This window comes from Massilia pinisoli, from assembly GCF_024753285.1.
GTDB classification, from domain to species: Bacteria; Pseudomonadota; Gammaproteobacteria; order Burkholderiales; family Burkholderiaceae_D; genus Telluria; species Telluria pinisoli.
Genome location: NZ_JANUGW010000015.1, coordinates 90,007 through 114,878, shown reverse-complemented (window position 1 = coordinate 114,878; position 24,872 = coordinate 90,007). Strand labels below are relative to the sequence as shown.

At 65.5% G+C, this 24,872-nt stretch carries 23 protein-coding genes; 14 read left to right on the top strand and 9 right to left on the bottom strand.

Features of this window, described 5'->3' with window-relative positions:
• Window positions 1–13 precede the first annotated feature (13 nt).
• The 5 genes from prpC to NX784_RS19285 all read left to right on the top strand — a co-directional run bounded on the left by prpC (window position 14) and on the right by NX784_RS19285 (window position 8,575).
• The gene (prpC, locus tag NX784_RS19305; protein ID WP_258818321.1) at window positions 14–1,174 is read left to right on the top strand and encodes a bifunctional 2-methylcitrate synthase/citrate synthase; all 1,161 of its coding nucleotides are present in this window, start codon (window positions 14–16) and stop codon (window positions 1,172–1,174) included.
• Window positions 1,171–1,707 (top strand): GNAT family N-acetyltransferase, encoded by a 537-nt coding sequence (locus NX784_RS19300; RefSeq protein WP_258818320.1) that lies wholly within the window; start codon window positions 1,171–1,173, stop codon window positions 1,705–1,707. The genes prpC and NX784_RS19300 overlap by 4 nt, the downstream gene beginning before the upstream one ends.
• Window positions 1,704–4,304 carry a Fe/S-dependent 2-methylisocitrate dehydratase AcnD gene (acnD, locus tag NX784_RS19295; protein WP_258818319.1) on the top strand — a complete coding sequence of 867 codons (2,601 nt, stop codon included), beginning with the start codon at window positions 1,704–1,706 and terminating at the stop codon, window positions 4,302–4,304. The genes NX784_RS19300 and acnD overlap by 4 nt, the downstream gene beginning before the upstream one ends.
• A 102-nt stretch (window positions 4,305–4,406) precedes the next feature.
• Window positions 4,407–5,597 carry a 2-methylaconitate cis-trans isomerase PrpF gene (gene prpF, locus NX784_RS19290; RefSeq protein ID WP_258818318.1) on the top strand — a complete coding sequence of 397 codons (1,191 nt, stop codon included), beginning with the start codon at window positions 4,407–4,409 and terminating at the stop codon, window positions 5,595–5,597.
• 125 nt (window positions 5,598–5,722) lie between these two features.
• Complete coding sequence (locus tag NX784_RS19285; protein WP_258818317.1) at window positions 5,723–8,575, top strand: EAL domain-containing protein; 2,853 nt, start codon at window positions 5,723–5,725, stop codon at window positions 8,573–8,575.
• A 52-nt stretch (window positions 8,576–8,627) separates the two neighbouring features.
• Here NX784_RS19285 and xth read toward each other — a convergent pair whose 3' ends face one another.
• Window positions 8,628–9,392 (bottom strand): exodeoxyribonuclease III, encoded by a 765-nt coding sequence (xth, locus tag NX784_RS19280; RefSeq protein WP_258818316.1) that lies wholly within the window; start codon window positions 9,390–9,392, stop codon window positions 8,628–8,630.
• Window positions 9,393–9,841: 449 nt separating this feature from the next.
• Between xth and NX784_RS19275 the strand changes: the two genes are divergently transcribed.
• The 3 genes from NX784_RS19275 (at window position 9,842) to NX784_RS19265 (ending at window position 10,936) form a co-directional block, all read left to right on the top strand.
• Entirely contained in the window at window positions 9,842–10,198 is a 357-nt protein-coding gene (locus NX784_RS19275) for a phiTE_015 family protein (RefSeq protein WP_258818315.1), read from the top strand.
• Window positions 10,198–10,401 (top strand): DUF1653 domain-containing protein, encoded by a 204-nt coding sequence (locus NX784_RS19270; protein WP_258818314.1) that lies wholly within the window; start codon window positions 10,198–10,200, stop codon window positions 10,399–10,401. The genes NX784_RS19275 and NX784_RS19270 overlap by 1 nt, the downstream gene beginning before the upstream one ends.
• Before the next feature lie 61 nt (window positions 10,402–10,462).
• The gene (locus NX784_RS19265; RefSeq protein WP_258818313.1) at window positions 10,463–10,936 is read left to right on the top strand and encodes a hypothetical protein; all 474 of its coding nucleotides are present in this window, start codon (window positions 10,463–10,465) and stop codon (window positions 10,934–10,936) included.
• 73 nt (window positions 10,937–11,009) lie between these two features.
• Here the strand turns inward: NX784_RS19265 and NX784_RS19260 are convergent, their stop codons facing one another.
• Entirely contained in the window at window positions 11,010–12,506 is a 1,497-nt protein-coding gene (locus tag NX784_RS19260; protein WP_258818312.1) for a leucyl aminopeptidase, read from the bottom strand.
• A gap of 112 nt (window positions 12,507–12,618) precedes the next feature.
• Here NX784_RS19260 and lptF point away from each other — a divergent pair, with 112 nt between their 5' ends.
• The 4 genes from lptF (at window position 12,619) to NX784_RS19240 (ending at window position 15,833) form a co-directional block, all read left to right on the top strand.
• On the top strand, window positions 12,619–13,779 hold the full coding sequence (lptF, locus tag NX784_RS19255) for an LPS export ABC transporter permease LptF (RefSeq protein ID WP_258818311.1): 1,161 nt from the start codon (window positions 12,619–12,621) through the stop codon (window positions 13,777–13,779).
• Window positions 13,776–14,960, top strand: coding sequence for an LPS export ABC transporter permease LptG (gene lptG, locus NX784_RS19250; protein ID WP_258818310.1), 1,185 nt, complete (start codon window positions 13,776–13,778; stop codon window positions 14,958–14,960). Before lptF ends, lptG begins: the two co-directional genes overlap by 4 nt.
• Entirely contained in the window at window positions 14,960–15,325 is a 366-nt protein-coding gene (locus NX784_RS19245) for a sirohydrochlorin chelatase (protein WP_258818309.1), read from the top strand. Before lptG ends, NX784_RS19245 begins: the two co-directional genes overlap by 1 nt.
• Window positions 15,326–15,410: 85 nt before the next feature.
• Window positions 15,411–15,833, top strand: coding sequence for a hypothetical protein (locus tag NX784_RS19240; protein ID WP_258818308.1), 423 nt, complete (start codon window positions 15,411–15,413; stop codon window positions 15,831–15,833).
• A 4-nt stretch (window positions 15,834–15,837) separates the two neighbouring features.
• On the opposite strand, the gene cobA is transcribed toward NX784_RS19240, so the two are convergent.
• Genes cobA through NX784_RS19210 form a run of 6 tightly spaced genes read right to left on the bottom strand, consistent with a single transcriptional unit; the run spans window position 15,838 to window position 21,910 of the window.
• Window positions 15,838–16,557, bottom strand: coding sequence for a uroporphyrinogen-III C-methyltransferase (cobA, locus tag NX784_RS19235; RefSeq protein ID WP_258818307.1), 720 nt, complete (start codon window positions 16,555–16,557; stop codon window positions 15,838–15,840).
• 20 nt (window positions 16,558–16,577) lie between these two features.
• The gene (locus NX784_RS19230; RefSeq protein ID WP_258818306.1) at window positions 16,578–17,918 is read right to left on the bottom strand and encodes a sulfate adenylyltransferase subunit 1; all 1,341 of its coding nucleotides are present in this window, start codon (window positions 17,916–17,918) and stop codon (window positions 16,578–16,580) included.
• Window positions 17,918–18,856 (bottom strand): sulfate adenylyltransferase subunit CysD, encoded by a 939-nt coding sequence (gene cysD, locus NX784_RS19225; protein ID WP_258818305.1) that lies wholly within the window; start codon window positions 18,854–18,856, stop codon window positions 17,918–17,920. Before cysD ends, NX784_RS19230 begins: the two co-directional genes overlap by 1 nt.
• A 45-nt stretch (window positions 18,857–18,901) precedes the next feature.
• A complete protein-coding gene (locus NX784_RS19220) occupies window positions 18,902–19,621 on the bottom strand; it encodes a phosphoadenylyl-sulfate reductase (RefSeq protein WP_258818304.1) in 720 nt (239 codons plus the stop codon).
• Window positions 19,622–19,650: 29 nt separating this feature from the next.
• On the bottom strand, window positions 19,651–20,229 hold the full coding sequence (locus NX784_RS19215; RefSeq protein WP_258818303.1) for a DUF934 domain-containing protein: 579 nt from the start codon (window positions 20,227–20,229) through the stop codon (window positions 19,651–19,653).
• Entirely contained in the window at window positions 20,222–21,910 is a 1,689-nt protein-coding gene (locus NX784_RS19210; protein WP_258818302.1) for a nitrite/sulfite reductase, read from the bottom strand. Before NX784_RS19210 ends, NX784_RS19215 begins: the two co-directional genes overlap by 8 nt.
• A 160-nt stretch (window positions 21,911–22,070) precedes the next feature.
• Here NX784_RS19210 and NX784_RS19205 point away from each other — a divergent pair, with 160 nt between their 5' ends.
• Entirely contained in the window at window positions 22,071–23,012 is a 942-nt protein-coding gene (locus NX784_RS19205) for a CysB family HTH-type transcriptional regulator (RefSeq protein ID WP_166859923.1), read from the top strand.
• 1 nt (window position 23,013) lies between these two features.
• Window positions 23,014–23,670 (top strand): class I SAM-dependent methyltransferase, encoded by a 657-nt coding sequence (locus NX784_RS19200; RefSeq protein ID WP_258818301.1) that lies wholly within the window; start codon window positions 23,014–23,016, stop codon window positions 23,668–23,670.
• A 120-nt stretch (window positions 23,671–23,790) separates the two neighbouring features.
• Here NX784_RS19200 and NX784_RS19195 read toward each other — a convergent pair whose 3' ends face one another.
• Window positions 23,791–24,825, bottom strand: a complete 1,035-nt coding sequence (locus NX784_RS19195; RefSeq protein ID WP_258818300.1) for a porin — start codon at window positions 24,823–24,825, stop codon at window positions 23,791–23,793.
• Window positions 24,826–24,872: the final 47 nt, after the last annotated feature.

Below are 24,872 nucleotides of genomic sequence, written 5' to 3'. Positions count from 1 at the left end.
AAAGGAGACTACGATGACCGATGTGAAGACCGATACCCCAACGTTCAAGCCGAAGAAATCCGTCGCCCTGTCCGGCGTCGCCGCCGGCAACACGGCGCTGTGCTCCGTGGGCCGTTCCGGCAACGACCTGCACTACCGCGGCTACGACATCCTGGACGTCGCCGACAACAGCGAGTTCGAGGAAATCGCCTACCTGCTCGTGCACGGCAAGCTGCCGAACAATGCGGAGCTGCGTGGCTACAAGGCGAAGCTGAAATCGCTGCGCGGCCTTCCGCAGGCGGTGAAAGCCGCGCTGGAAGCGCTGCCGGCCGGCGCGCATCCGATGGACGTGATGCGCACGGGCGTCTCGGTACTCGGCTGCGTGCTGCCGGAAAAAGACGACCACAACATCGCCGGCGCGCGCGACATCGCCGACCGCCTGATGGCGTCGTTCGGCTCGATGCTGCTGTACTGGTACCACTACAGCCACAACGGCAAACGCATCGACGTGGAGACGGACGACGATTCGATCGGCGGCCACTTCCTGCACCTGCTGCACGGCGCGAAGCCGTCCGACGAGTGGGTGAAGGCAATGCACACGTCGCTGATCCTGTACGCGGAACACGAGTTCAACGCGTCCACGTTCACGGGCCGCGTCATCGCCGGCACGGGCTCCGACATCTATTCCGCCATCACGGGCGCGATCGGCGCGCTGCGCGGTCCGAAGCACGGCGGCGCCAACGAAGCGGCGTTCGACATCCAGAAGCGCTACGAAAACGCGGACGAGGCGGAAGCGGACATCCGCAACCGCGTGGCGAACAAGGAAGTCGTGATCGGCTTCGGCCACCCGGTGTACACGATCTCGGACCCGCGCAACAAGGTGATCAAGGAGGTGGCGCGCACGTTGTCGCACGAAGCAGGCTCGATGAAGATGTTCGATATCGCCGAGCGCCTCGAATCCGTCATGTGGGAAGTGAAGAAGATGTTCCCGAATCTCGACTGGTTCTCGGCCGTCTCGTACCACATGATGGGCGTGCCGACGGCGATGTTCACGCCGCTGTTCGTCATCTCGCGCACGTCCGGCTGGTCGGCGCACGTCATCGAGCAGCGCATCGACAACAAGATCATCCGCCCGAGCGCGAACTACGTCGGCCCGGAAGACCTGCAGTTCGTGCCCCTCGCGGACCGCAAATGAAGATGGACGCCGGCGGCATCCACATCCGTCCCCTCGGCGCCGCGGACGTCGCGGCCTACCGCGCGCTGCGCCTGGAAAACCTGCGCGATTTCCAGTACGCGCACGGCCCCGCGTACGAAGACGCGCTCGCGCAATCGGAAACCTGGCATGCCGACCGGCTGGCGCTGCCCGACTACACGTGGTTCGGCGCGTTCGACGGCGACCTGCTCGCTGGCGTCATCTGCCTGTGCGCGAAGAAGGGCAGCCGGCTGCACCATTCGGCGATGCTGAGCAGCCTGATGGTCACGCGCAGCCACCAGCGCGCCGGTGTGGGGCGCCTGCTGACCGCGCACCTGATCGATCACGCCCGTTCGCTCGGCCACCTGCGCCGCCTGACCTTGAAGCTCATCGACGGCAACCTGCCCGCGCGGCGGCTGTACGACGCCTTCGGCTTCCAATCCTTCGGCGTCGAGCCGGACGCCATTTACCACGAGGGCGGGTACCGTGCGCTGCACCACCTGCACCTCTCTCTCGTTTCACAGGCAACGCCATGAACAGTCAATATCGCAAGCCCCTGCACGGCACGCAACTCCACTACTTCGACGCGCGCGCCGCCGTCGACGACATCCAGCCCGGCGCCTGGGACACCCTGCCGTACACGTCGCGCGTGCTGGCCGAAAACCTCGTGCGCCGCTGCGATCCCGTCGCGCTGGTGCCCTCGCTGAAGCAGCTCATCGAACGTAAGCGCGACCTCGATTTCCCCTGGTACCCCGCGCGCGTCGTCTGCCACGACATCCTCGGCCAGACGGCCCTCGTCGACCTGGCCGGCCTGCGCGACGCCATCGCGAAGGAGGGCGGCAACCCGGCACTCGTGAACCCGGTCGTGCCGACGCAGCTCGTCGTCGACCACTCGCTCGCCGTCGAATGCGGCGGCTTCGATCCGGACGCGTTCGAGAAAAACCGCGCCATCGAGGACCGCCGCAACGAAGACCGCTTCCACTTCATCGAATGGACGAAGAAGGCATTCGAGAACGTCGACGTGATCCCGCCGGGGAACGGCATCCTCCACCAGATCAACCTGGAGCGCATGAGCCCCGTCGTGCAGGTGAAGGACGGCGTCGCGTTCCCGGACACGCTCGTCGGCACCGACTCGCACACGCCAATGGTCGATGCGCTCGGCGTCATCGCGATCGGCGTCGGGGGTCTCGAAGCGGAAAGCGTCATGCTGGGCCGCGCGTCGTACATGCGCCTGCCGGACATCGTCGGCGTCGAATTGACGGGCAAGCCGCAACCGGGCATCACCGCGACCGACATCGTGCTGGCGCTGACGGAATTCCTGCGCAAGTCGAAGGTCGTGTCCGCGTACCTCGAGTTCTACGGCGAAGGCGCCGCGAACCTCACGCTGGGCGACCGCGCGACGATCTCAAACATGGCACCCGAATACGGTGCAACCGCCGCGATGTTCGCCATCGACGAGCAGACCATCAAGTACCTGAAGTTGACCGGACGCGACGACGAGCTCGTGAAGCTGGTCGAGCTGTATGCGAAGGAAACGGGGTTGTGGGCCGACACTTTGAAGAACGTGCAGTATGAGCGCACGCTCCGCTTCGACCTGTCCACCGTTGTGCGCAACATCGCCGGCCCGTCGAATCCGCACAAGCGCGTGCCGACGTCGGATCTGGCGCAGCACGGCATCACGGGCGTCGTCGAGAACGAGCCGGGCAAGATGCCTGACGGTGCCGTCATCATCGCCGCGATCACGAGCTGCACGAATACGAACAACCCGCGCAACATGGTCGCGGCGGGCCTCCTCGCGCGCAACGCGAACGCGCGCGGGCTCGCGCGCAAGCCGTGGGTGAAGTCGTCGCTCGCGCCGGGCTCCAAGACCGTGCCGATGTACCTCGACGAAGCAGGGCTGTTGCCGGAACTGGAACAACTGGGCTTCGGCGTCGTTGCCTTCGCCTGCACGACGTGTAATGGCATGTCCGGCGCGCTCGATCCGGCGATCCAGCAGGAGATCATCGACCGCGACCTGTACGCGACGGCGGTCCTGTCGGGCAACCGCAATTTCGACGGCCGCATCCACCCGTATGCGAAGCAGGCGTTCCTCGCGTCGCCGGCGCTCGTCGTCGCGTACGCGATCGCGGGCACGATCCGCTTCGACATCGAGAAGGACGTGCTGGGCGTCGACGCCGACGGCAAGCCGGTGCGGTTGGCCGACATCTGGCCGAGCGACGCGGAGATCGATGCCGTCGTCGAACGGGCCGTGAAGCCGCAGCAGTTCCGCAAGGTCTACGACATCATGTTCGCACGGCGCGAAGAGGGTGGTGAATCGGTCTCGCCGCTGTACGACTGGCGCCCGATGAGCACCTACATCCGCCGCCCGCCGTACTGGGAAGGCGCGCTCGCCGGAGAACGCACGCTGACGGGCATGCGGCCGCTGGCGGTCCTGGGCGACAACATCACGACGGACCACCTGTCGCCGTCGAACGCGATCATGGCCGACAGCGCCGCGGGCGAATACCTCGCGAAGATGGGACTGCCCGAAGAAGACTTCAATTCGTACGCGACGCACCGCGGCGACCACCTGACGGCGCAGCGCGCCACGTTCGCGAATCCCACGCTCAAGAACGAGATGGTGCGCAATACGGATGGCAGCGTGCGTGCCGGTTCGCTCGCGCGCATCGAGCCGGACGGCACGGTCACGCGCATGTGGGAAGCGATCGAGACGTACATGGAGCGCAAGCAGCCGCTGATCGTGATCGCGGGCGCCGACTATGGCCAGGGCTCGTCGCGCGACTGGGCCGCGAAAGGTGTGCGCCTCGCGGGTGTGGAAGCGATCGTGGCGGAAGGGTTCGAGCGCATCCACCGCACGAACCTCGTCGGCATGGGCGTGCTGCCGCTGGAATTCCAGGCGGGCACCACGCGTCTCACCCTGGGCATCGACGGTACGGAGACGTTCGACGTCGTGGGCGAGCGCACGCCGCGCGCTGCGTTGACGCTCGTGATCCATCGGCGCAATGGCGACACCGTCGAGGTGCCCGTGACCTGCCGTCTCGACACGGCCGAGGAAGTGTCGATCTACGAGGCGGGCGGGGTGCTGCAGCGGTTCGCGCAGGACTTCCTCGCGTCTTCCAAGGTCGCCGCATAACGTCGTGGTTGTTCATGCGCCGGTTGGACGCGTGGACGGCTCTGCCGTCCACGCGTTCGACGCACGTTTGAACACCGCGCGCATTCAACGAAAGACAAACACATGGCCCACGCACCCCAAATCAAGATCCCCGCCGTCTACATGCGCGGCGGGACGAGCAAAGGCGTCTTCTTCCGCCTGCAGGACCTGCCGCAAGCGGCGCAAGTCCCCGGCGAGGCGCGCGACAAGCTGCTGCTGCGCGTGATCGGCAGCCCCGACCCGTACGCCAAGCACATCGACGGCATGGGCGGCGCCACGTCCAGCACGAGCAAGACCGTCATCGTGGCGCCCAGTACGCGGCCCGGCCACGACGTCGACTATCTGTTCGGCCAGGTCGCCATCGACAAGCCGTTCGTCGACTGGAGCGGCAACTGCGGCAACCTGTCCGCCGCGGTCGGGCCGTACGCCATCGCCAACGGCTTCATCGATCCCGCCCGCATCCCGGACAACGGTATCGTCACCGTGCGCATCTGGCAGGCCAACATCAACAAGACGATCGTCGCCCACGTGCCCGTCACGAACGGCCAGGTGCAGGAGACGGGCGACTTCGAACTGGACGGCGTCACGTTCCCCGCGGCCGAAGTGCAGCTCGAATTCATGGACCCGGCCGCCGACGAGGGCGAGGGCGGCGGCGCGATGTTCCCGACCGGGAACCTGGTCGACGACCTCGAGGTACCCGGCGTCGGCACGCTGAAAGCCACGCTGATCAACGCCGGCATCCCGACCGTCTTCGTGAACGCGGCCGACATCGGCTACACGGGCATGGAACTGCAGGACGCCGTCAACGGCGACCCGAAGGCGCTGGCGATGTTCGAGACCATCCGCGCGTACGGCGCCATGCGCATGGGCCTCATCGCGCACGTGGAGGAGGCGGCGCGGCGCCAGCACACGCCGAAAGTCGCGTTCGTGGCGCCGCCGGCAGGCTATGTCGCGTCGAGCGGCAAGCGCGTGGAGGCGGACGACATCGACCTGCTCGTACGCGCGCTGTCGATGGGCAAGCTGCACCACGCGATGATGGGGACGGCGGCCGTCGCCATCGGCACGGCGGCCGCGATTCCGGGCACGCTCGTGAGCCTCGCCGCGGGCGGGCGCGCGCACGAGGCCGTGCGCTTCGGGCATCCGTCCGGCGTGCTGCGCGTGGGCGCCGAGGCGCGCCAGGACGGCGGCGACTGGGTCGTCACGAAGGCCGTCATGAGTCGTAGCGCACGCGTCCTGATGGAAGGCTGGGTGCGCGTGCCGGGTGACGCGTTCTGAACCGTTGTTGCCTAGCGTCATCCGCTGAATTTAGTGTTTCCAAACGATAAATTACGAACATTTTCAGCTATGATCCACCCAAAAATCGACAAATAGCCTTGTCAATAGGCTAGCCGGGAAGAGGGATGGATCGGGGAACGAACACACCGGCCTTGGTGGCCGAGGCGCTGGCATTGATTGCGGCGCCGGCTTGCGCCTGCGACGGCGAAGGCAGGATCTGGGCCGCGAACGCGGCGCTCGTCGAGCTGGCCGGCGGCGCCGTCGACGGGCGTGCGCTGGTGTCGCTGTTCTGCGCGCACACGGCGGCCGCGATGGCGGTCGAGATCCGCCTGTCGCTGGCCGGCGAGCGCCGCTGGGATGGCTTGCTCGACCGCGGCCTGCGCGGCCGTCCCGTCGAAGTGCGCGCGAAGCCGCTGCCGGCCGGTGGTGCCGTCTTCGTATTCGGCGACGTGCTCACGCTCGGCGACGGCCAGTCCGCGCTGCGCGGGCGCTTGCTGGAACAGGCTGCCGTCGTCGAGCATGCGCCGGTGGGCATCGCCGTCACGTTGCCCGACCTCGTCAAGTCGTGCAATCCGCGGATGGCCGGGATGCTCGGCTACACGCCGGAAGAACTGATCAACCATACCCCGGCGAAGGTCTTCGCCACGCGCGCCATGTACGAGGCGTTCATCGGCGAGGCCGTCCTCGTGCTGACGACGGGCAGCCTGTTCGAGAAGAGCGAAGTGCCGCTGCGCCGCCGCGACGGCAGCACGATCTGGTGCCGCATCCGCGCGAAGGCTGTCGACATGAGCGCGCGCGAGGCGGGCACGGTGTGGATCGTGGAAGACGTCACGGAGGCGCGCCAGGCGCTGACGGAGATCCAGGCCATCATGACGAATGCGTCGATCGGCATCTTCTTCACGCGCGAGCGCATCATCACGCGCTACAACGATTGCTTCGGCGCGATGTTCGGCTACGGGCCCGGCGAGGTGCTGGGCCAGCCGACGCGCGTGCTGTACGCGGACGACGACGCGTTCGTCGACATGGGCGACAAGGCATACGGCGTGTTGCGCACGGGCGGCTCGTTCAAGACCGAGACGACGATGGTGCACCGGAACGGCACGCCGATGTGGGTGAACCTGATCGGCTATGCCGTCAATCCGGAGGAGCTGGGCACGGGCACGATGGTCTGGATGATCGAGGACCGCACGGGCGAAAAGGCTGCCGAGGAATCGCTGCGCAACGCGCTGCTGGAAAACCAGGCGATCCTCGACAACGCCGTGCTGGGCATCGCCGTCGTCGAGAACGGCCGGACCTTGCACTGCAACCGCAAGATGGAAGAGCTGTTCGGCCACCATGGCGGCAGCATCGAGGGCCTGCCCGTGCGCGACCTGTATCCCGATGACGCGGGCTGGCAGCGCGCGCGCGACGAGACCCGGCGCGACTTCGAGGCGGGGCGCGTGCACATGGCGGAGTATGAACTGGTGCGGCGCGACGGCATGCGCTTCTGGGCGCGCCTGTCGGGCCGGCCGTTCGACATGGCGGACCGCGGCGGGCGCAGCGTCTGGCTGATCGACGACGTGACGGCGCAGCGCGAGGCCGCGGACGCGCTGCGGCGCGCGCGCGACGAGCTCGAAGTGCGCGTGCAGGAACGCACGGCGGAGCTGCAGGCCGAGATCGTCGAGCGGCGCCAGGCCGAGGCGCGCGTCCACCACATGGCGTACCACGACGCGCTCACGGGCCTGCCCAACCGCGCGCTCCTGTCCGACCGGCTGGATCGCGCGCTGCTGGCGGCGCGGCGCGAAGGCCTGAAGCTCGCGCTGCTGTTCATCGACCTGGACCGCTTCAAGACGATCAACGATTCGCTGGGCCACGCGGCGGGCGACCACCTGCTGAAGGAAGTGGCGCGGCGCCTGTGCCGCGTCGTGCGCGCGAGCGACACCGTCGCGCGCCTCGGGGGCGACGAATTCGTCGTGCTGGTGCCGGGCGTGCGCGCGGCCGAGGAGTGCGGTCTCGTGGGCGACAAGATCATCGAGGCGCTGGCGGCGCCCGTCGACTTCGAAGGCCGCGACCTGCACATCTCGCCGTCGATCGGCATCTGCCTGTACCCGGACGACGGCCACGACGTCGCGAGCCTGATGCGCAAGGCCGACGCCGCGATGTATTACGCGAAGGCGGCCGGCCGCAACAACTACCAGTTCTACGCGGAGCCGATGAACGCGGCGGCCGCGCGCCATTTCGAGCTGGAGACGCACTTGCGCGGTGCGCTGCTGCGCGAGGAATTCGTGCTGTTCTACCAGCCCATCGTCAGCACGCAGGACGGCCGCGTGCAGGGCCTCGAAGTGCTGCTGCGCTGGCGCCATCCGGAGCAGGGCCTCGTGGCGCCCGACGACTTCATCCCGATCCTGGAAGAGAACGGGTTGATCGTGCCGGTGGGCGAATGGGTGATCCGGCGCGCCTGCGAGCAGTCGATGGCATGGCAGCGCGCGGGCTTGCCGGCGCTCCCGCTCGCCGTCAACTTGTCGGCGCGCCAGTTTGTGCACCGAGGCCTGATGCAGGCCATCCGCTCGATCGTCGACGACACGGGCATCGACCCGAGCCTGCTGGAATTCGAGATCACGGAGACGGCGCTGATGCAGCACGGCGGGCAGACACTGGAGACGCTGGGCCAGATCTACAGCATGGGCATCCGCCTGTCGATCGACGACTTCGGCACCGGGTATTCGAGCCTCGCGTACCTGAAGCGCTTCCCGGTCCGCAAGATCAAGATCGACCGCGCGTTCGTGCGCGACCTGGAGACGAGCAGCGAAGACCAGGCCATCGTCGCCGCGGTCATGGCGCTGGCCGGAAGCTTGCAGATGGCTGTCGTGGCCGAGGGCGTCGAGAACGAGGCCCAGCTGGCGCTGCTGCGCCGCGCCGGGTGCCAGTTTGCGCAGGGCTATCTGTTCGCGCGGCCGGTGGATGCCGAGGCCATCCCGGCGCTTCTGCAAAATTCGTAGGCCGGGCGATGTTCTGGCATCCCCGTGCCCACGCGTATCCCACCGTACCGTTTTAGACGATCGTCGCGATCACTGGCGTGTGGTCCGACGGCTGCTCCCACTTGCGGGGTTCGCGGTCGATTGCGCACGCCTCGCAACGCTTCGCCAGCGCCTGCGACAGCAGGATGTGGTCGATGCGCAGGCCGCGGTTGCGGCGGAACGCCATCTGGCGGTAGTCCCACCAGCTGTACTGCTTCTCGGGCTGCTCGAACAGGCGGAATGCGTCGACGAGTCCCAGGCCGCACAGTTCGCGCAGCGCTTCGCGCTCCAGGTCGGAGCAGTGGATCTGGCCGGCCCACAGTTCCGGGTCGTGCACGTCGCGGTCCTCGGGGGCGATGTTGTAGTCGCCCAGGATCGCGAATTGCTCGTGGATCTTCAATTCCTCGCCGACCCACCGGCGCAGCGCTTCGAACCACCCCAGTTTGTACGCATACTTGTCGGAGCCGACAGCCTGGCCGTTCGGCACGTACGCGCAGATGATGCGCACGCCGCCTATCGTCGCGGCGATCAGGCGTTGCTGCTCGTCCTGGTAGTACGGATTGTTGCGCACGACGTCCGCGAGCGGCAGGCGCGACAGGATCGCCACGCCGTTATACGTCTTCTGGCCGCTGAACACGACCTCGTAGCCGGCCGCGTTGATTTCGGCCACGGGGAACTTGTCGTCCGTGAGCTTGGTCTCCTGGAGGCACAGCACGTCGACGGGGTTGGCGGCGAGCCACTGGAGCAGGTGCGGCAGGCGTACTTTCAGCGAGTTGACGTTCCAGGTGGCGATTTTCATGAAGATGTCTGGTTGCACGGGCCGGACCGTCCGGCACAATCCGGGCAGTATCGTGGCTGTGAGCCATTCTTGCAACACTTCCTGGCTCGCCAAGCCATCACACAATTGGAATTATTTGTGCTAGTTGCAACAAACATGTCGTAAAATTATTGTCCGTGGAGTAAAAAATCGTAACGACGCTGGAAAGTTTCGCGTAACTGTGACAAGATGTAACAATCACAGCAAGACAGGGGACATTTCCGTATCGTCTCCTTCTCGAAAGAAAAAAATTGCAGTAGGCCAACTTTGGTTGTACTATTGGCATATTGCTCAGGAACCAAGAATTCAACAGCAATCCGTTGCATTGAGAGAGGGTTGCCGTGGTCGGTCGAGCGACCGGCCTTTGGCAGGTGTGTAACGATCGCGGATCCCGAGAGCAGGATTTGCACACAGCTTATTAAAGGACAACAATGCGCCAAGCATTTGAAGCATGGGCCCAACGCGATGGCCACATTGTCCGGCGTCGTGAAGACAAGCCGGAAGAGTACCTCGTGTACGAAACCCAGCGCCGCTGGCTGATCTGGCAGGCCGCGCTGGCCCACGGACAGAAAGCCGCGGCCGAGACGCCGCAGAAATTCGCGCCGTCCGAGAATCCGCAGCAGCCGCAGAAGATGCAGGCCGACGAGGCGAGCGTGCGCAATCGCGTACTCAACGAGGTGCTGGATGCGTTCAGCGAACTCGACGACAACGCCGGCGTCGAAGGCATCGTCAAGGTCATCCAGAGCCTCAAGAAGAAGCATCGCGCGGCGGCCGAAGAAAAGGCTTGATGCGTTACCGCCACTACAAGGGCGGGGTGTACGAGGTGGTCTGCGAGGCCGTCCTCGAGGCGGACCACACGGCCGTCGTCGTGTATCGCGGGGAGGACGGCAAGACCTGGGTCCGCCCGCGCGACGCGTTTTTCGGGTTCGTCGACGTGGACGGCACATGCCTGCCGCGCTTCGCGCCCCTCGTCTCGGCCGAACCCGCCTAGTGCCGCTCATGTCTTGCCGATTGCCGCCGTAAACGGACAGGTATGCTTTATCGGTGAAGACATGTCCAATTCTTATTTCCGTACCGCCTGCACCGTCGCGCTGATGGCCGCCACAAGCGGCTGCGTGACGACGATGGGCGAGACGCCCACCCAGCAGCTGGAAGTCCACACGATCCTCGATCACCGCGAAGTGGCGGGCGTCGGCTGCGTGCTGTCCAATGCGGCGGGACGCTGGTTCGTCGTGGCGCCGGGACGGGTCACGGTCGAGCGCAGCCGCAGCCCGCTGACGATCGATTGCGCGCGCGCGGGCACGGGCGACGCGCGCGAGGTCGCCGTCGCGCATGCCACGTCGTTTTTCGACAGCGACCGGCTGATCGGCAACATCATCGTCAGCGCCGGCGGCGCGCCTTACATCAATGCGAACGACGGTTCCGGCGTCGCCTACCAGTCCACGTTGACGGTGCTGATGCATCCGGCGCCCGCGGCGGCGGGCACGCCGGGCGCGTCCGGCGAGAACGGCAACGTCGTCTTCTGAGCGCGCAATAACCGGATTGCCCAATAAAAAACGGATGCCGCGGCATCCGTTTTTTATATCGAACCCGTGTTGCTTACACGCGGTTCAGCAGGAACGTCGTCAACAGGGGCACCGGACGGCCCGTCGCACCCTTGGCGGCCCCCGATTTCCACGCCGTGCCCGCGATGTCCAGGTGGGCCCACGTGTAGTTGCGCGTGAAGTTCTCCAGGAAGCATGCCGCGGTGATCGATGCGCCGCCCGGCGTCCCAATGTTGGCCAGGTCGGCGAAGTTCGACTTCAGCTGCTCGCTGTAGTTCTCGCCGATGGGGAAGCGCCAGGCCACGTCGCCCGCCTGCCTGCCCGCATCCAGCAATTCGTCGGCGAGGGCGTCGTGCGCATCGTCGTGGCGCGTGAACAGGCCCGACGTGTGGTGGCCCAGGGCGACGATGCAGGCGCCCGTCAAGGTCGCGATGTCGATGACGGCGGCCGGCTTGAAGCGCTCGGCGTAGGTCAGCGCGTCGGCCAGGATCAGGCGGCCTTCCGCGTCCGTATTCAGGATCTCGATCGTGGTGCCGTTCATCGCGGTGACAATGTCGCCCGGCTTGGTGGCGCGGCCCGACGGCATGTTCTCGCAGGCGGCGACGATGCCGACGACGTTCAGCTTGAGACCCATTTCGCCGATGGCGCGGAACGTCCCCAGCACGGAACCGGCGCCGCACATGTCGTACTTCATCTCGTCCATGTTCGCGCCCGGCTTCAGCGAGATGCCGCCCGTGTCGAAGGTGATGCCCTTGCCGACGAGGACGACGGGCGCGTCGTTCTTCTTGCCACCGTTGTGCTTCAGGACGATGAACTTCGGCGGCTCTTCGCTGCCGCGCGTGACGGACAGGAAGCTGCCCATCTTGAGGGCTTCCAGCTGCTTGCGGTCCAGGACTTCGACGTCGAAGCCGAAGTCGCCCGCGAGCTTCTTCGCCGTATTCGCGAGATACGTCGGGGTGCAGACGTTCGGCGACAGGTTGCCCAGTTCCTTCGTGAGGTTCATGCCGTTCGCGATGGCCTGGGCCTGCGCCAGCGTCGCCTTCAGCTGCGGCGTGGCCGCCGGGACGGCGATGGCCAGCTTGCGCACACCAGTCGGGGCCGGATCCTTCTTGCTCTTTTGCGCGTCGGAGCGGAACTCGCCTTCGTTGGCGGCGAGGACGATGGTGCGCAGGGCCCAATTCAGGTCGCGCGCTTTCACATTCTCCAGCGGGAATGCGATAATGGCATCTTGCGCGCCCAGCGAAGCGAAGGTTTTCAGGGCAGCGGAGACGGCGCCGGCAAAACTTTTCTCGGTGATGGCTTCGTCCGCACCCATGCCGACCAGCAGCACGCGGGCCGCGGCCACGCCGCCCACGCCGCGCAGCAGCAGGGTCGAACCGGGCTTGCCGGAGATGTCACCCGACTTGACGGCGGCGCCGATGTCGCCGTTCAGATCGAGGGCTTTCGCCGCCTCCGACAGTTTCTTGTTTTCGAACACCGCGACTGCCACACAGCCCGATTTGGCTGCGGCCAGCGTGTTTTTTGTGTCGAATGCTTTTATGCTAAAGTCCATTTGATTCTCCGTTTCGAGTTTTGACGCGCGTGCTGTCCGAGGAACCTCCCATTCGGCACCCGCTCGTGACGGTTCCTTGGGGTTCCTTCAAACCTGCAATTATAACGATCGAATGATTTTCAAACGCGCCCTACAGCGTGAATTGGCCAGCGTGGCCGGCGCCACCTTCACGGTCCTGTTTACGATCTTCGTTACCTGGACCCTGATCTCCATCCTCGGCAAGGCCGCGGGGGGCAAGGTCGCCTCGAGCGACGTATTGGCGCTGATCGGCTTTTCGGTGCTGAATTATCTGCCAACAATCCTCATCCTTACCAGCTTTATCGCCGTCATCGTCACCGTCACGCGCAGCTACCGCGATTCCGAGATGGTCGTGTGGTTCGCGTCCGGCCAGTCGCTGATGCGCTGGGTGAGCCCCGTGCTCGTGTTCGGGTTGCCGCTCGTCGCGCTCGTGGCCGTGCTGTCGTTCGTCGCGACGCCGTGGGCCAAGATGAAGAGCGCGGAATTCGTCGAGCGCTTCGAGAAGCGCGAAGACTTGAAGCGCGTGTCGCCCGGCCAGTTCCGCGAATCGACGTCGACCAACCGCGTGTTCTTCGTCGAAGGCAGCACGGGCGGATCGACCGTCGTGCAGAACGTGTTCGTGAATTCCGTCGACAAGGACGGCAGCTCGATCGTCGTCGCCAAGGAAGGCGTGATCGAGCCGGACGGCAAGGGCGGCCAATATCTCGTGCTGAAGAACGGCCGGCGCTACCAGGGGCAGCCCGGGCGCGCCGATTTCCAGTCGATGGAATTCGATCGTTACCGCATGCGCGTCTCCAGCTCGGTGCCCGTGATGGGGTCCGAGACGCCGGCCGACGCGCTGTCCACGCCCGCGCTGCTGGCGTTGCCCGACAACCGCTATACGAACGCCGAACTGCTGTACCGGATTTCCGCGCCGATCACCTGCGTCGTGCTGATGCTGCTCGCGATCCCGCTCGGCTTCGTCAACCCGCGCGCGGGCAGCTCCGCGAACCTGATCCTCGCGCTGCTGATCTTTTTCACGTACAGCAATCTGTCGAAACTGTTCGAGGCCAGCGTCAAGCAGGGCAAGATGAACTTCGGCGTCGCGTGGTGGCCGCTGCACGTGTTCGCGCTGCTCGTCGTCGCCGGCCTGTTCGCGTGGCGCCTGAACGTGAACCACCGCTGGCATCCGCTCGCGCTGCTGGGCGCGTTCAAGCGCCGCCGGCTGCTGCGCAGCGGCGCGACCGCCGCCGCAACGCACGAGGGCGCGCAATGAAGATCCTGCAGCGCTACTTCCTCGTCAACATCGCGCAGGCCGTCGCCTTCGTGCTCGTGGGCCTCCTCGGCCTCATCGCGTTCATGGACCTCACGCAGGAACTCCCGTCGGTGGGCAAGGGCGGCTACATGATCCAGCACGCCGTCCTGTACGTGCTGCTGCTCGTCCCCGGTCACGTGTACGAGGTGATGCCGGTCGCGGCGCTGATCGGCACCATCTACACGATGGCGCAGTTCGCGCAAAGCTCGGAATTCACCATCATGCGGGCGTCGTCGATGTCCACGCAGCAGGCCGCCATGATCCTCGCGAAGATCGGCCTCGTGTTCGTCGCCCTCACGTTCCTGTTCGGCGAATTGATCACGCCGCGCACGGCGCCCATCGCGGAGCGCGTGCGCCTGTCCGCGAAGGGCGCGACGTTGTCCGCCGAATTCCGGTCCGGCATGTGGACGAAGGATACCGTGCACATGGGCGGCGCGAAAGGCCCCGTGACGGGCTCGCGCTTCTTCAATGCGCGCCAGATCCGCCCGGACGGCCAGCTGATCGATGTGCGCCTGTACGAGTTCGACAACAGCATGCGCATGCGCTCGCTGATCACCGCGGCCAATGCCACGTTCAGCGGCAACGGTACGTGGCGCCTGAACGACGTGACGGAGACGCTGTTCGCGAACAGCCGCGAATTGCCCGCGCCGGACGCGCCCCTGGCGGCCGGCCAGACCATCCAGAGCCGCTTCGGCCAGGACACGGCGTCCGTCTCCACGCGCAAGGTCGCGAGCCTCGACCTCGTTTCCGAGATCACGCCGAAGATCCTGTCCGTGTCGCGCTCCGACCCGTCGCAGATGTCGGCCAACGAACTGGCCGTGTACACGCGCCACCTGGCCGAGAACCGCCAGGAGACGGAACGCTTCAAGATCGCGTTCTGGAAGAAGCTGATCGATCCGCTGTCGATCTTCGTGCTGATGGCGCTCGCGCTGCCGTTCGGCTACCTGCACACGCGCAGTGGCGGCGTGAGCTTGAAGATCTTCATCGGCATCATGATCGGCGTGAGCTTCCTCTTGATTAACTCGCTGTTCTCGCACGTGGGCATGTTGTCGACCTGGCCCGCGTTCCTGACGGCGGCCGCGCCCAGCCTGCTGTTCCTGCTGCTGGCGATCGTCGCCCTGCGCTGGGTGGAGAGACATTGATGGAAAAAGCACTCGTCCTGTTCGCGCACGGCGCGCGCGCCGCCGGCTGGGCCGCGCCGTTCCAGCGCCTGCGCGATCTCACGGCCGCGCGCCGCCCCGATTGCACCGTGTCGCTGGCGTTCCTCGAGCTGATGACCCCGAGCCTGCCCGACGAAGTGAACGCCCTCGTGGCGCTGGGCGCGCGCGACGTCACCATCGTCCCCGTGTTCCTGGGGCAGGGCGGCCATCTGCTGCGCGACCTGCCGCTGCTGCTCGACCAGCTGCGCGCGAGCCATCCGCACGTGACGTTTGCCACGGTGCCGGCCGTCGGCGAAGATCCGGGCGTGCTGGCCGCCATGGCCGCCTATTGCGCGGGCGCTCAATGACCTGAGTTTGCTGTACATCAGGCCCGCGGATGCCCGCGGCGCCCAGACTGGTCGGATGTCCGTTACTGACGATTCCGATCCGGTCATGTCCAGCAAACCCGTACCGTTCTCCGTCCGCCTGCGCGCATGCCTGCGCGCGCTCGACCCCCTGCGCCTGGTGCCGGGGCCTCGCTCCTTCGTGGAGTGGCGCTGCGCGCGCCGCCTCGACCGCCTGGCGCGCCGCATGGGGCAGATGCAGGCGCGCATTGCGCTCATGCGCGACCATCTGCTGGGCGACGGCGCGCCGGGGCGCCCCGACGCCGACGGCAGCCTGCGCCGCATGCTCGTGGACCTGCGTGGTGAGCTGTCGCGGATGCGCTGCGATCTCGCGCTGTGGTATGCGGAGGAATGCGGAGGCGAGAGCGGCGAGCGGCTGGCGACGGCGCTGGCGCGCCTGAACCGCATCGCCGTCGACACGCACGCCGCGGCGACGCGGCTCGAGGCCGAGCTGGAAGCGCGGGCGCGCTAGCGAATTACAGGGTCTGGTGCGGCCGGTGCGCCATCGCCTCGCCGATCATGACGAGCACGGGGCCGTGCGCGACGTCGAGGCCATGGGCGAGGTCGGCCAAGGTGAGGCGGCGCACGCTCTGGTCGGCGCGGCTGCAGTTTTCCACGACGACGACGGGCAGCTCCGGCCGGCGGCCTTCGGCCAGCAGGCGTTCCGCCGTTGCGGCGGCTTCGCGGCCTCCCATATACTGCACCAACGTATCCGTTTCCGGCAGCGCAGGATGGTCGGGCTGGTCGGGTGCCGTGCTGGACGTGAAGAAAGCGACGCTGCGCGCGACACCCCGCTTCGTCAGCGGCTGCAAGGTGGCGGCCGCCGCGGCAACCGCGGTCGTGATGCCGGGAACGACTTCGACCTCGATACCCGCTTCCTCGAGCGCGCGGAGTTCCTCGTCGGCGCGCCCGAACAGCATCGGGTCGCCGCCTTTCAACCGCACGACGCGCTGGTAGCGGCGCGCGGCATCGACGAGTTTTTCATTGATGACGGTTTGCGCCGTCGACCGCTGGCCGGAGCGCTTGCCGACGGGGATCAGCTCGGCCTGTGTACACAGCGCGAGCATCTCCGGGGTGACGAGGGCGTCGTACAGCACGACCTCCGCCTCCCCGAGCAGGCGCGCACCGCGCACGGTGATGAGATCAACGGCGCCGGGACCGGCTCCAACCAGATACACTTTTCCCAGCGCCGCCATGGATCCCTTTCAGTCGTTCGTTACGCGTCAATACGAATCATACCTGCGGCGACCGTCTGATGGGTCACTTCATCGATGAGGATGAAGGCACCCGTTGCGCGGATCGCATCGTAGGCGTCTGCCGCCAGCGGCTGTTGCACGGCCAGTTCGATCTGGGCGATGTCGTTCAACTTGAGGCCTTCGGCCGGGTTGTCGACGATGCGACGCGTTTGCGTGTTCACGTCCAGCACGGACTCGATCGCCTTGATTTTGGCCATCGTCTGGCGCGTGCCGTGCTTGATCCAGTACTTGCGGCGCACGTCCAGGGGTTCGTCGGCCATCCAGCAGACGTCCGCCTTCACCTGCTTCAGCAACGTGGCCGGTTGCTCGGCCGGTGCCAGCACGTCGCCGCGCGAGATGTCCACGTGTTCGTTCAACGTGATCGTGACGGACTGGCCGGCCACGGCCTGCTGCAGCGGGCCGTCGAACGTGACGATTTCCTTCACGGTGGCGCTGTGGCCGGACGGCTGCACGACGAGCTTGTCGCCGACGGCCACCTTGCCCGATTCCACGCGGCCCATATAGCCGCGGAAGTCGTTCGCTTCGTGGCCGTTGTGGCGCGCCACCAGCTGCACGGGAAAGCGGAATGGGGCGGCGTGGGTCTCGTCGTAGACGCTCAAACCTTCCAGCAGTTCGATCAGCGTGGGGCCTTCGTACCACGGCATGTTGTCGCCGCGTTCGACGACGTTGTCGCCCGCGAGTGCCGACAGCGGGATCGCCGTGATGTCCTTCAGGCCCAGCGTATCGGCGAACTTCGTGTATTCCGCGACGATGCGGTCGTACACGGTGCGGTCGTAGTTCACGAGGTCCATCTTGTTGACGGCGACGATCACGTGCTCGATCTGCAGCAGCTTGGCGATCGTGGAGTGGCGCTTCGTCTGCACCAGGAGTTCGACGGAACCATCATCGCCCAGCTTCACTTTCGACACGTCGACGAGGATGATGACGGCGTCCGCCGTCGACGCACCCGTCACCATGTTGCGCGTGTACTGCTCGTGGCCCGGCGTGTCGGCGATGATGAACTTGCGCTTCGGCGTGGCGAAATAACGGTACGCGACGTCGATCGTGATGCCTTGCTCGCGCTCCGCTTCCAGGCCGTCCGTCAGCAGCGACAGGTCGATGGTGTCGCCCACGGTGCGCTTGTGCTTGGAACGCGACACGGCCGCGAGCTGGTCGGCGAAGATGCCCTTGCTGTCGAACAGCAGGCGGCCGATCAGGGTGCTCTTGCCGTCGTCGACGGAGCCGGCGGTGATGAAGCGCAGCAGGCCGGCCTGGCCGCTCTGGTCGTCGTTGTGGTTCAGTTTTTCAGTGATCGCGTTCATCAGAAATATCCTTGTTTCTTGCGCTTTTCCATCGAGGCTTCCGACGTCTGGTCGTCCATGCGGGTCGCGCCGCGCTCGGTGATCTGGGTGATCGCCGTTTCGGCGATGATCGCGTCGACGGTCGATGCATCCGACGCGACCGGGCACGTGCACGAGATGTCGCCGACGGTACGGAAGCGCACGACGCGCGTCTCGACTTCCTCGCCGTCACGGGCCGGCGTCAGCGGCGTCAGCGGCACGAGCAGGCCGTTGCGCGGGATCACCTGGCGCTCGTGCGCGAAATAGATCGGCGGCAGCGCGAGTTTTTCGCGGGCGATGTATTGCCAGACGTCGAGCTCCGTCCAGTTCGAGATCGGGAACACGCGCATGTTCTCGCCCGGGTGCACGCGGGTGTTATACAGGTCCCACAGTTCCGGACGCTGGGCCTTCGGGTCCCACTGGCCGAATTCGTCGCGGAACGAGAAGATGCGCTCTTTCGCGCGCGCCTTTTCCTCGTCGCGGCGGGCGCCGCCGATGCACGCGTCGAAGCCGTATTCGGCGATCGTTTCCAGCAGGGTGACGGCTTGCGCGGCGTTGCGCGAATCCGTCTGCGGGTTGCGCAGGCGGACGGTGCCTTTCTTGATCGACTCTTCGACGGAACCGACGATCAGGCGCTCGCCCAGTTCGGCCACGCGTGCGTCGCGGAAGGTGATCACTTCATCGAAGTTGTGACCCGTGTCGATGTGCACGAGGGGGAACGGGAATTTACCCGGACGGAACGCCTTCTCGGCCAGGCGCAGCAGCACCACGGAGTCCTTGCCGCCCGAGAACAGCAGGGCAGGGTTCGAGCACTCCGCCGCGACCTCGCGCAGGATGTGGATGGCTTCGGATTCGAGTGCGTCCAGGTGGCGCGCATTCACGTCACTGAGGGCGAGCGGCGTATCGGAAAAAGTCGTCATGTTTAACTTGCCTGTCGATGTCTTGATTGGGCCGGTGTCCGGTCATTAGGCCGGGGCCACGGATTTGATTCGGATGAGCTTGCCGTCGACGAGATGCAGGCCGCATTCCTTGGAGTCGGCGTTTTCCCACCACCAGCGGCCGGCGCGCACGTCCTCGCCCGGCTGGATCGCACGGGTGCAGGGTTCGCAGCCGATCGACGGGTAGCCGCGATCGTGCAGGTCATTGTACGGCACGTCGTTGGCGCGGATATAGGCCCAGACGTCGTCTTCGCTCCAGTCGGCCAGAGGATTGAACTTGGCCATGCCGTGCGCCGCATCGTCTTCCTGCACCGGCAGGTCGGAGCGCGTCGTCGACTGCGTGCGGCGCTGGCCCGTGATCCATGCCTTGTTGCCCGCGAGGGCGCGGCCCAGCGGCTCGACCTTGCGCACGTAGCAGCAGCCCTTGCGCATCTCGACGCTGTCGTAGAACGCGTTCAGGCCGTTCTTGTTCACGTACTCGTCGACGAGTTCCTGCTTCGGACGCATCACGACGATGTCGTAGCCGTAGCGGGCCTTGACCTTGTCGAACATGGCCAGCGTTTCCTTGTGCAGGCGCCCCGTCTCCAGCGAGAAGATGGTGATCGGCAGGCCGGCCTTGAGGATCAGGTCGGTGAGGACCATGTCCTCGGCCGCCAGGCTGGACGCGAACACGGCGGGTGAAAAATCGCGCGCGATGCGCTCCAGGATGCCGCGGGTTTCATTCACCCGCGCGTTCAGGTCGTTCATGGGTTTCCTTGCTCAGTTACCTTGGTCGGTCAGATGCCGGCGCCGACGTCGCTGTGCTCGGGCAGCGCGCCGCGTGCGTGGCGGCGGAACAGCGGCAGCGGATTGTCGACGGATGCCTGGTACGTTTCCGAGAACACCGTCAAGCCTTTCAGTGCATCGTGGATGTTGCGGTCTTCACGCGTCGCATAGGCGTTGAAGCCGCAGCGGGCCATCTGGAACAGCTGGTCGCGCAACACGTCGCCGATCGCGCGCAGCTCGCCCTGGTAGCCGAGGCGCTTGCGCAGGTTGTAGGCGATCGAATAGCCGCGGCCGTCGGAAAACTTCGGGAAGTCGACGGCGACGACGGCGAACTTGTCGAGGTCGTCCTTCACCGTCTGCGCCAGCTCGTCCGACGCGAACCAGATGCCCAGTTCCTTGCGGGCGGCGCGGGCCAGCAGCTGTTCGCGCTGCGCCAGCCACACTGTCACGGGGACGATGATCTTGCCGGCCGGGACGTCGACGGTTTCCGGGGTTCCATCTTCGACGATCTTCAGGACGCTCCAGTCGTCAGCCACCACTTCGCGGTGCTTGATGATCTGCTTGTGCGCGTGCAATTCGAAATTAGGCATATTCGTCTTCCCCAACCAGTGCGCCGGCCGGGATCGGCGTGGCATAAACATGTTCCTTGAACGGCGCGACGCCGAGGCGCTGCGCCACGTCGACGAAGCGTTCGCCGTCGACGCGGTTCTTCACATAGACCTCCAGCAGGCGGCCGACGACTTCCGGCATCTGCGTTGCCGAGAACGACGGGCCGATGATCTTGCCGATGGCCGATTCATTGCCCTGTGCGCCGCCGATCGACACCTGATACCACTCGGAACCATCCTTGTCCACGCCCAGGATGCCGATATGGCCCACGTGGTGGTGGCCGCAGGCGTTGATGCAGCCCGAGATGTTCAGTTCGATGTCGCCGATGTCGTGCTGGAAGTCGAGGTTGTCGAAGCGCTCCGCGATGGCGGCCGCGATCGGGATCGACTTCGCGTTCGCCAGCGAGCAGTAGTCGCCGCCCGGGCACGCGATCATGTCCGTCAGCAGGCCGATGTTCGGCGTCGCGAGGCCGCGCGCCTTGGCCTGCTGCCACACTTCGAACAGTTTCGATTGCTCGACGTCGGCCAGCACGAGGTTCTGCTCGTGCGTCACGCGCAGTTCGTTGAAGCTGTATTTGTCGGCCAGGTCGGCCACGAAGTCCATCTGCTCCGCGGTCGCGTCGCCCGGCGGCACGCCGGTCTTCTTCAGCGACAGCACGACGGACGCATAGCCCGGCACCTTGTGCGGCTTGACGTTGCGCTGCAGCCAGTTGGCGAACGCCTTGTCGCCGGCGTGCTCGGCGCGCGGGTCGATGTTCGGCAAGGTGAGGTAAGGCTTCGGATTGAACCATTGCGCCACGCGTTCGACTTCCTCGCGGGTCAGCGTTTCCGGGCCGTCCTTCAGGTCGGCGAATTCCGCCTCGACCATGCGCGCGAATTCCTCGGCGCCCACGGCTTTCACGAGGATCTTGATGCGGGCCTTGTACTTGTTGTCGCGGCGGCCGAACTGGTTGTACACGCGCATGATCGCTTCCGTGTACGTCAGCAGGTGCTGCCAGGGCACGAAGTCGTTGATGACGCTGCCGATGATCGGGGTACGGCCCAGACCGCCACCGACCATGAACTTGAAGCCCACTTCGCCGGCGTCGTTGACCACCGCGGTCAGGCCGATGTCGTGCACGGCGATGGCGGCGCGGTCTTCCACGGCGCCGTTGATCGCGATCTTGAACTTGCGGGGCAGGGCGATGAATTCGGGGTGGAACGTGCTCCACTGGCGGATGATCTCGGCGTACGGGCGCACGTCGACGATCTCGTCCGCGGCGACGCCGGCGAATTCGTCCGTCGTGGTGTTACGAATGCAATTGCCCGACGTCTGGATCGCGTGCATCTCGACGGAAGCGAGGTCCGCCAGGATGTCCGGCGTCTGTTCCAGCTCGATCCAGTTGAACTGGATGTTCTGGCGCGTGGTGAAGTGGCCGTAGCCGCGGTCGTACTTGCGCGCGATGTGCGCGAACATGCGCATCTGCGCCGTCGACAGCAGGCCGTACGGCACGGCGATGCGCAGCATGTAGGCATGGCGCTGCATGTACAGGCCGTTCTGCAAGCGCAGCGGCAGGAATTCTTCTTCGGTCAGCTCGTCGGCGAGACGGCGCCGTACCTGGTCGCGGTACTGGGCGATGCGTTCACGTACGATGAGATGGTCGTATTGGTCGTAACGGTACATGGGCAAGATTCCTTAGGGGCGGGCCAATCCTGACCCAAACTATCCCGAATATTAATAAAATCCAGCTATATTCCAAACGACGGAGAATTTATTTGCTTATATGAGCCTGCGGTATAAGCATCCTTGTAAAATGCGGCATCAGATTGACAAGATAAGGGCAATGAACCTACACCAACTACGTTTCGTGCGCGAAGCGGTCCGCCAGAACTACAACCTGACCGACGCCGCCAAGGCGTTGTTCACGTCGCAACCCGGCGTGTCGAAAGCGATCATCGAACTGGAGGAAGAGCTCGGCGTCGACATCTTCACCCGCCACGGCAAGCGCATCCGCGGCCTGACGGAGCCGGGCCGCCTCGTCCTGCATTCGGTCGAGCTGATCATGCAGGAGATCGACAGCCTCAAGCGCATCGGCAAGGAATACGCGGCCCAGGACAGCGGCAGCTTCACGATCGCGACGACGCACACCCAGGCGCGCTACATGTTGCCCAAGGTCGTGCAAGCGTTCATGCAGCGCTTCCCGAAGGTCAGATTGTCTTTATTGCAAGGCAATCCGCGCCAGATCGCCGACATGGTCAAGAACGACCAGGCCGACCTCGCCATCGCGACGGAATCCATCGCGGCCGTCGACGGCCTCATCACGTTGCCGTGTTACCAGTGGGAACACGTGCTCGTGCTGCCGCCCGAGCATCCACTGACGAAATCGAAGGCCATTTCGCTGGAAGAGATCGCCGGCTATCCGTTGATCACGTACGATGCCGCGTTCGCGGGCCGCAGCAAGATCGACCACGCGTTCGAACTGCGCAACCTCAAGCCGGACGTGCTGCTGGAAGCCATCGACGCCGACGTCATCAAGACGTACGTGGAACTGGGGATGGGCATCGGCATCATCGCCGGCATGGCGTTCGACCACGACCGCGACCGCAACCTGCGCGCGATCCCTGTCGGCCATCTGTTCGGCATGAACGTGTCGCGCGTCGCCGTGAAGCAGGGCGCCTATCTGCGCAGCTACATTTACACTTTCATCGAATTGCTGGCGCCGACGCTCAATCGCAAGATGGTCGAATCGGCCATGCGCGGTACCAGCGAGAACTACGAGCTTTGATATGAATCGCAACAATGATCCCGTCGCGCGCTACTACGCCAGCAGCACGCAGGCCGCGGACGCGGCGCTGTCCCGTGCCGAACGGGCCAACGACCTCGCGCGCGTGCGCGAACGCCTCGCCCAGCTGGTGCGCGGCCAGACCGTGCTGGAATTGGCCTGCGGCACCGGCTACTGGACGGAAGTGATCGCCGCGACGGCCGACAAGGTACTCGCCACCGACATCCTCGACACGATGCTGGCGCGGGCACAGACCCGCCGCTTCCCGGAGGGCAAGGTCGCGTTCCGGCGCGTGGACGGCCTCGACCTGCCGGACGACCTCGGCACGTTTTCCTGCGTGTTCATCGGTTTCTGGTGGTCGCACCTGAAGCGCGACGAGCAGGATGCGCTGCTGGCCCAGCTGCGCGCGCGCCTGGGGCAGGGCGTCGTGCTGATCCTGCTGGACGATGCCTACGTCGAAGGCAGCAGTACCACGGTCGCGCGGACGGATGCGCAGGGCAATACGTATGAGATCGTCGCGGCGCCGGACGGCGAGCGGTTCGAGTTGCCGAAGAGTTATCCGGCGGACAGTGCGTTGCGCAAGCGGCTGGCGGATGGCGTGCGCGAGATTCGCATCGAGCGGTTGACGTATTACTGGATGCTGACTTGCCGGCTCAAATGACGTTCGCTGTCTGCGAACGTACGCGTGGGCACGGGGCGCCCACCCTACGTGCGAAATCGTAGGGTGGGGTGACTGATGCTGGGGGCATCAATCACGAGCCCACGCGGAATGTCGCTACGCTTAGAACGCGTGACGGATACCGACCGTGAACACCGACGGATCGGCGCCCAGCTCGGTCGCGGCCGGCGTCACGTTGTTCGAACCCGAGTTCAGGCCGAACGCGGCCAGGCCGTTGTTGTTCAGGCTGGCGTACGTTGCATACAGGTTCGTGCGCTTCGACAGCGAGTAGCTGTAGGCCAGTGCCCAGGCATTACCCTTGGCGCCGTTCTCGAGTTTGCTCTGCTGCAGGTTCACGTAGAACTTGCTCGCACCGACCGGGTAGCCGGCGCCGAGGTTGTATTGCTTGAACTTGTTGTTTGCGCCTTCCGGATCGGCCGACAGGTAGTTGGCCTTGACTTCCAGGCCGCCGATGTCGGCGAACGTGTAGGCGACACCTGCGCCGTATTCCTTGTCGTCGCCGCTCGAGAGGCGCTTGACCGTGTGGTAGGCGGCGCCCAGGTACAGGCCGCCCTGCTTGAATTCCGCGCCGATGCCTTTCAGGTCACCCGACGGACCCGGGTTTTTTTCGCCGGCCGAGTAGGTGGCCAGCAGGTCGAAGCCGTTAAACGAAGCGCTCTTGTAGTTGACCGAGTTGGCCAGGCGGCGGGTCAGACGGCCCGAACCGAAGCTGGACAGGTTGTTACCGTAGAAACCTTGACCGAATTCGTCGGTCGCGCCGGCGACGGCGGCGAGCGGCGAGTATTCGCGACCCAGCGTCAGGGTACCGAATTCACCTTCCAGGCCGACGACGGCACGGCGCTGGAACAGGCCGGACGAGTCTTGCGCGCCGGTGTCGACAGCGACGCCCGCTTCCAGGTTGAAAATGGCCTTGAGGCCGTTGCCCAGGTCTTCCGAACCGCGGAAGCCGAAGCGGCTGCCCGACTGGTTGCCCGACTGGACGTTGGTGTGACGGCCGACGGCACCGCCCGTGTCGGCGGACTCGATGGCGGCATCGACGACGCCGTACACGGTCACGTTGGTCTGGGCTTTAACGGCCAGCGGGGCAGCTGCGATCAGGGTAGCTACCGAGGCGGCGGCCAGGCGTTTGACTTGCATTCAGGTTTCTCCAATAAGATGTCGGTTCGACTCAAGCAATGTCAACA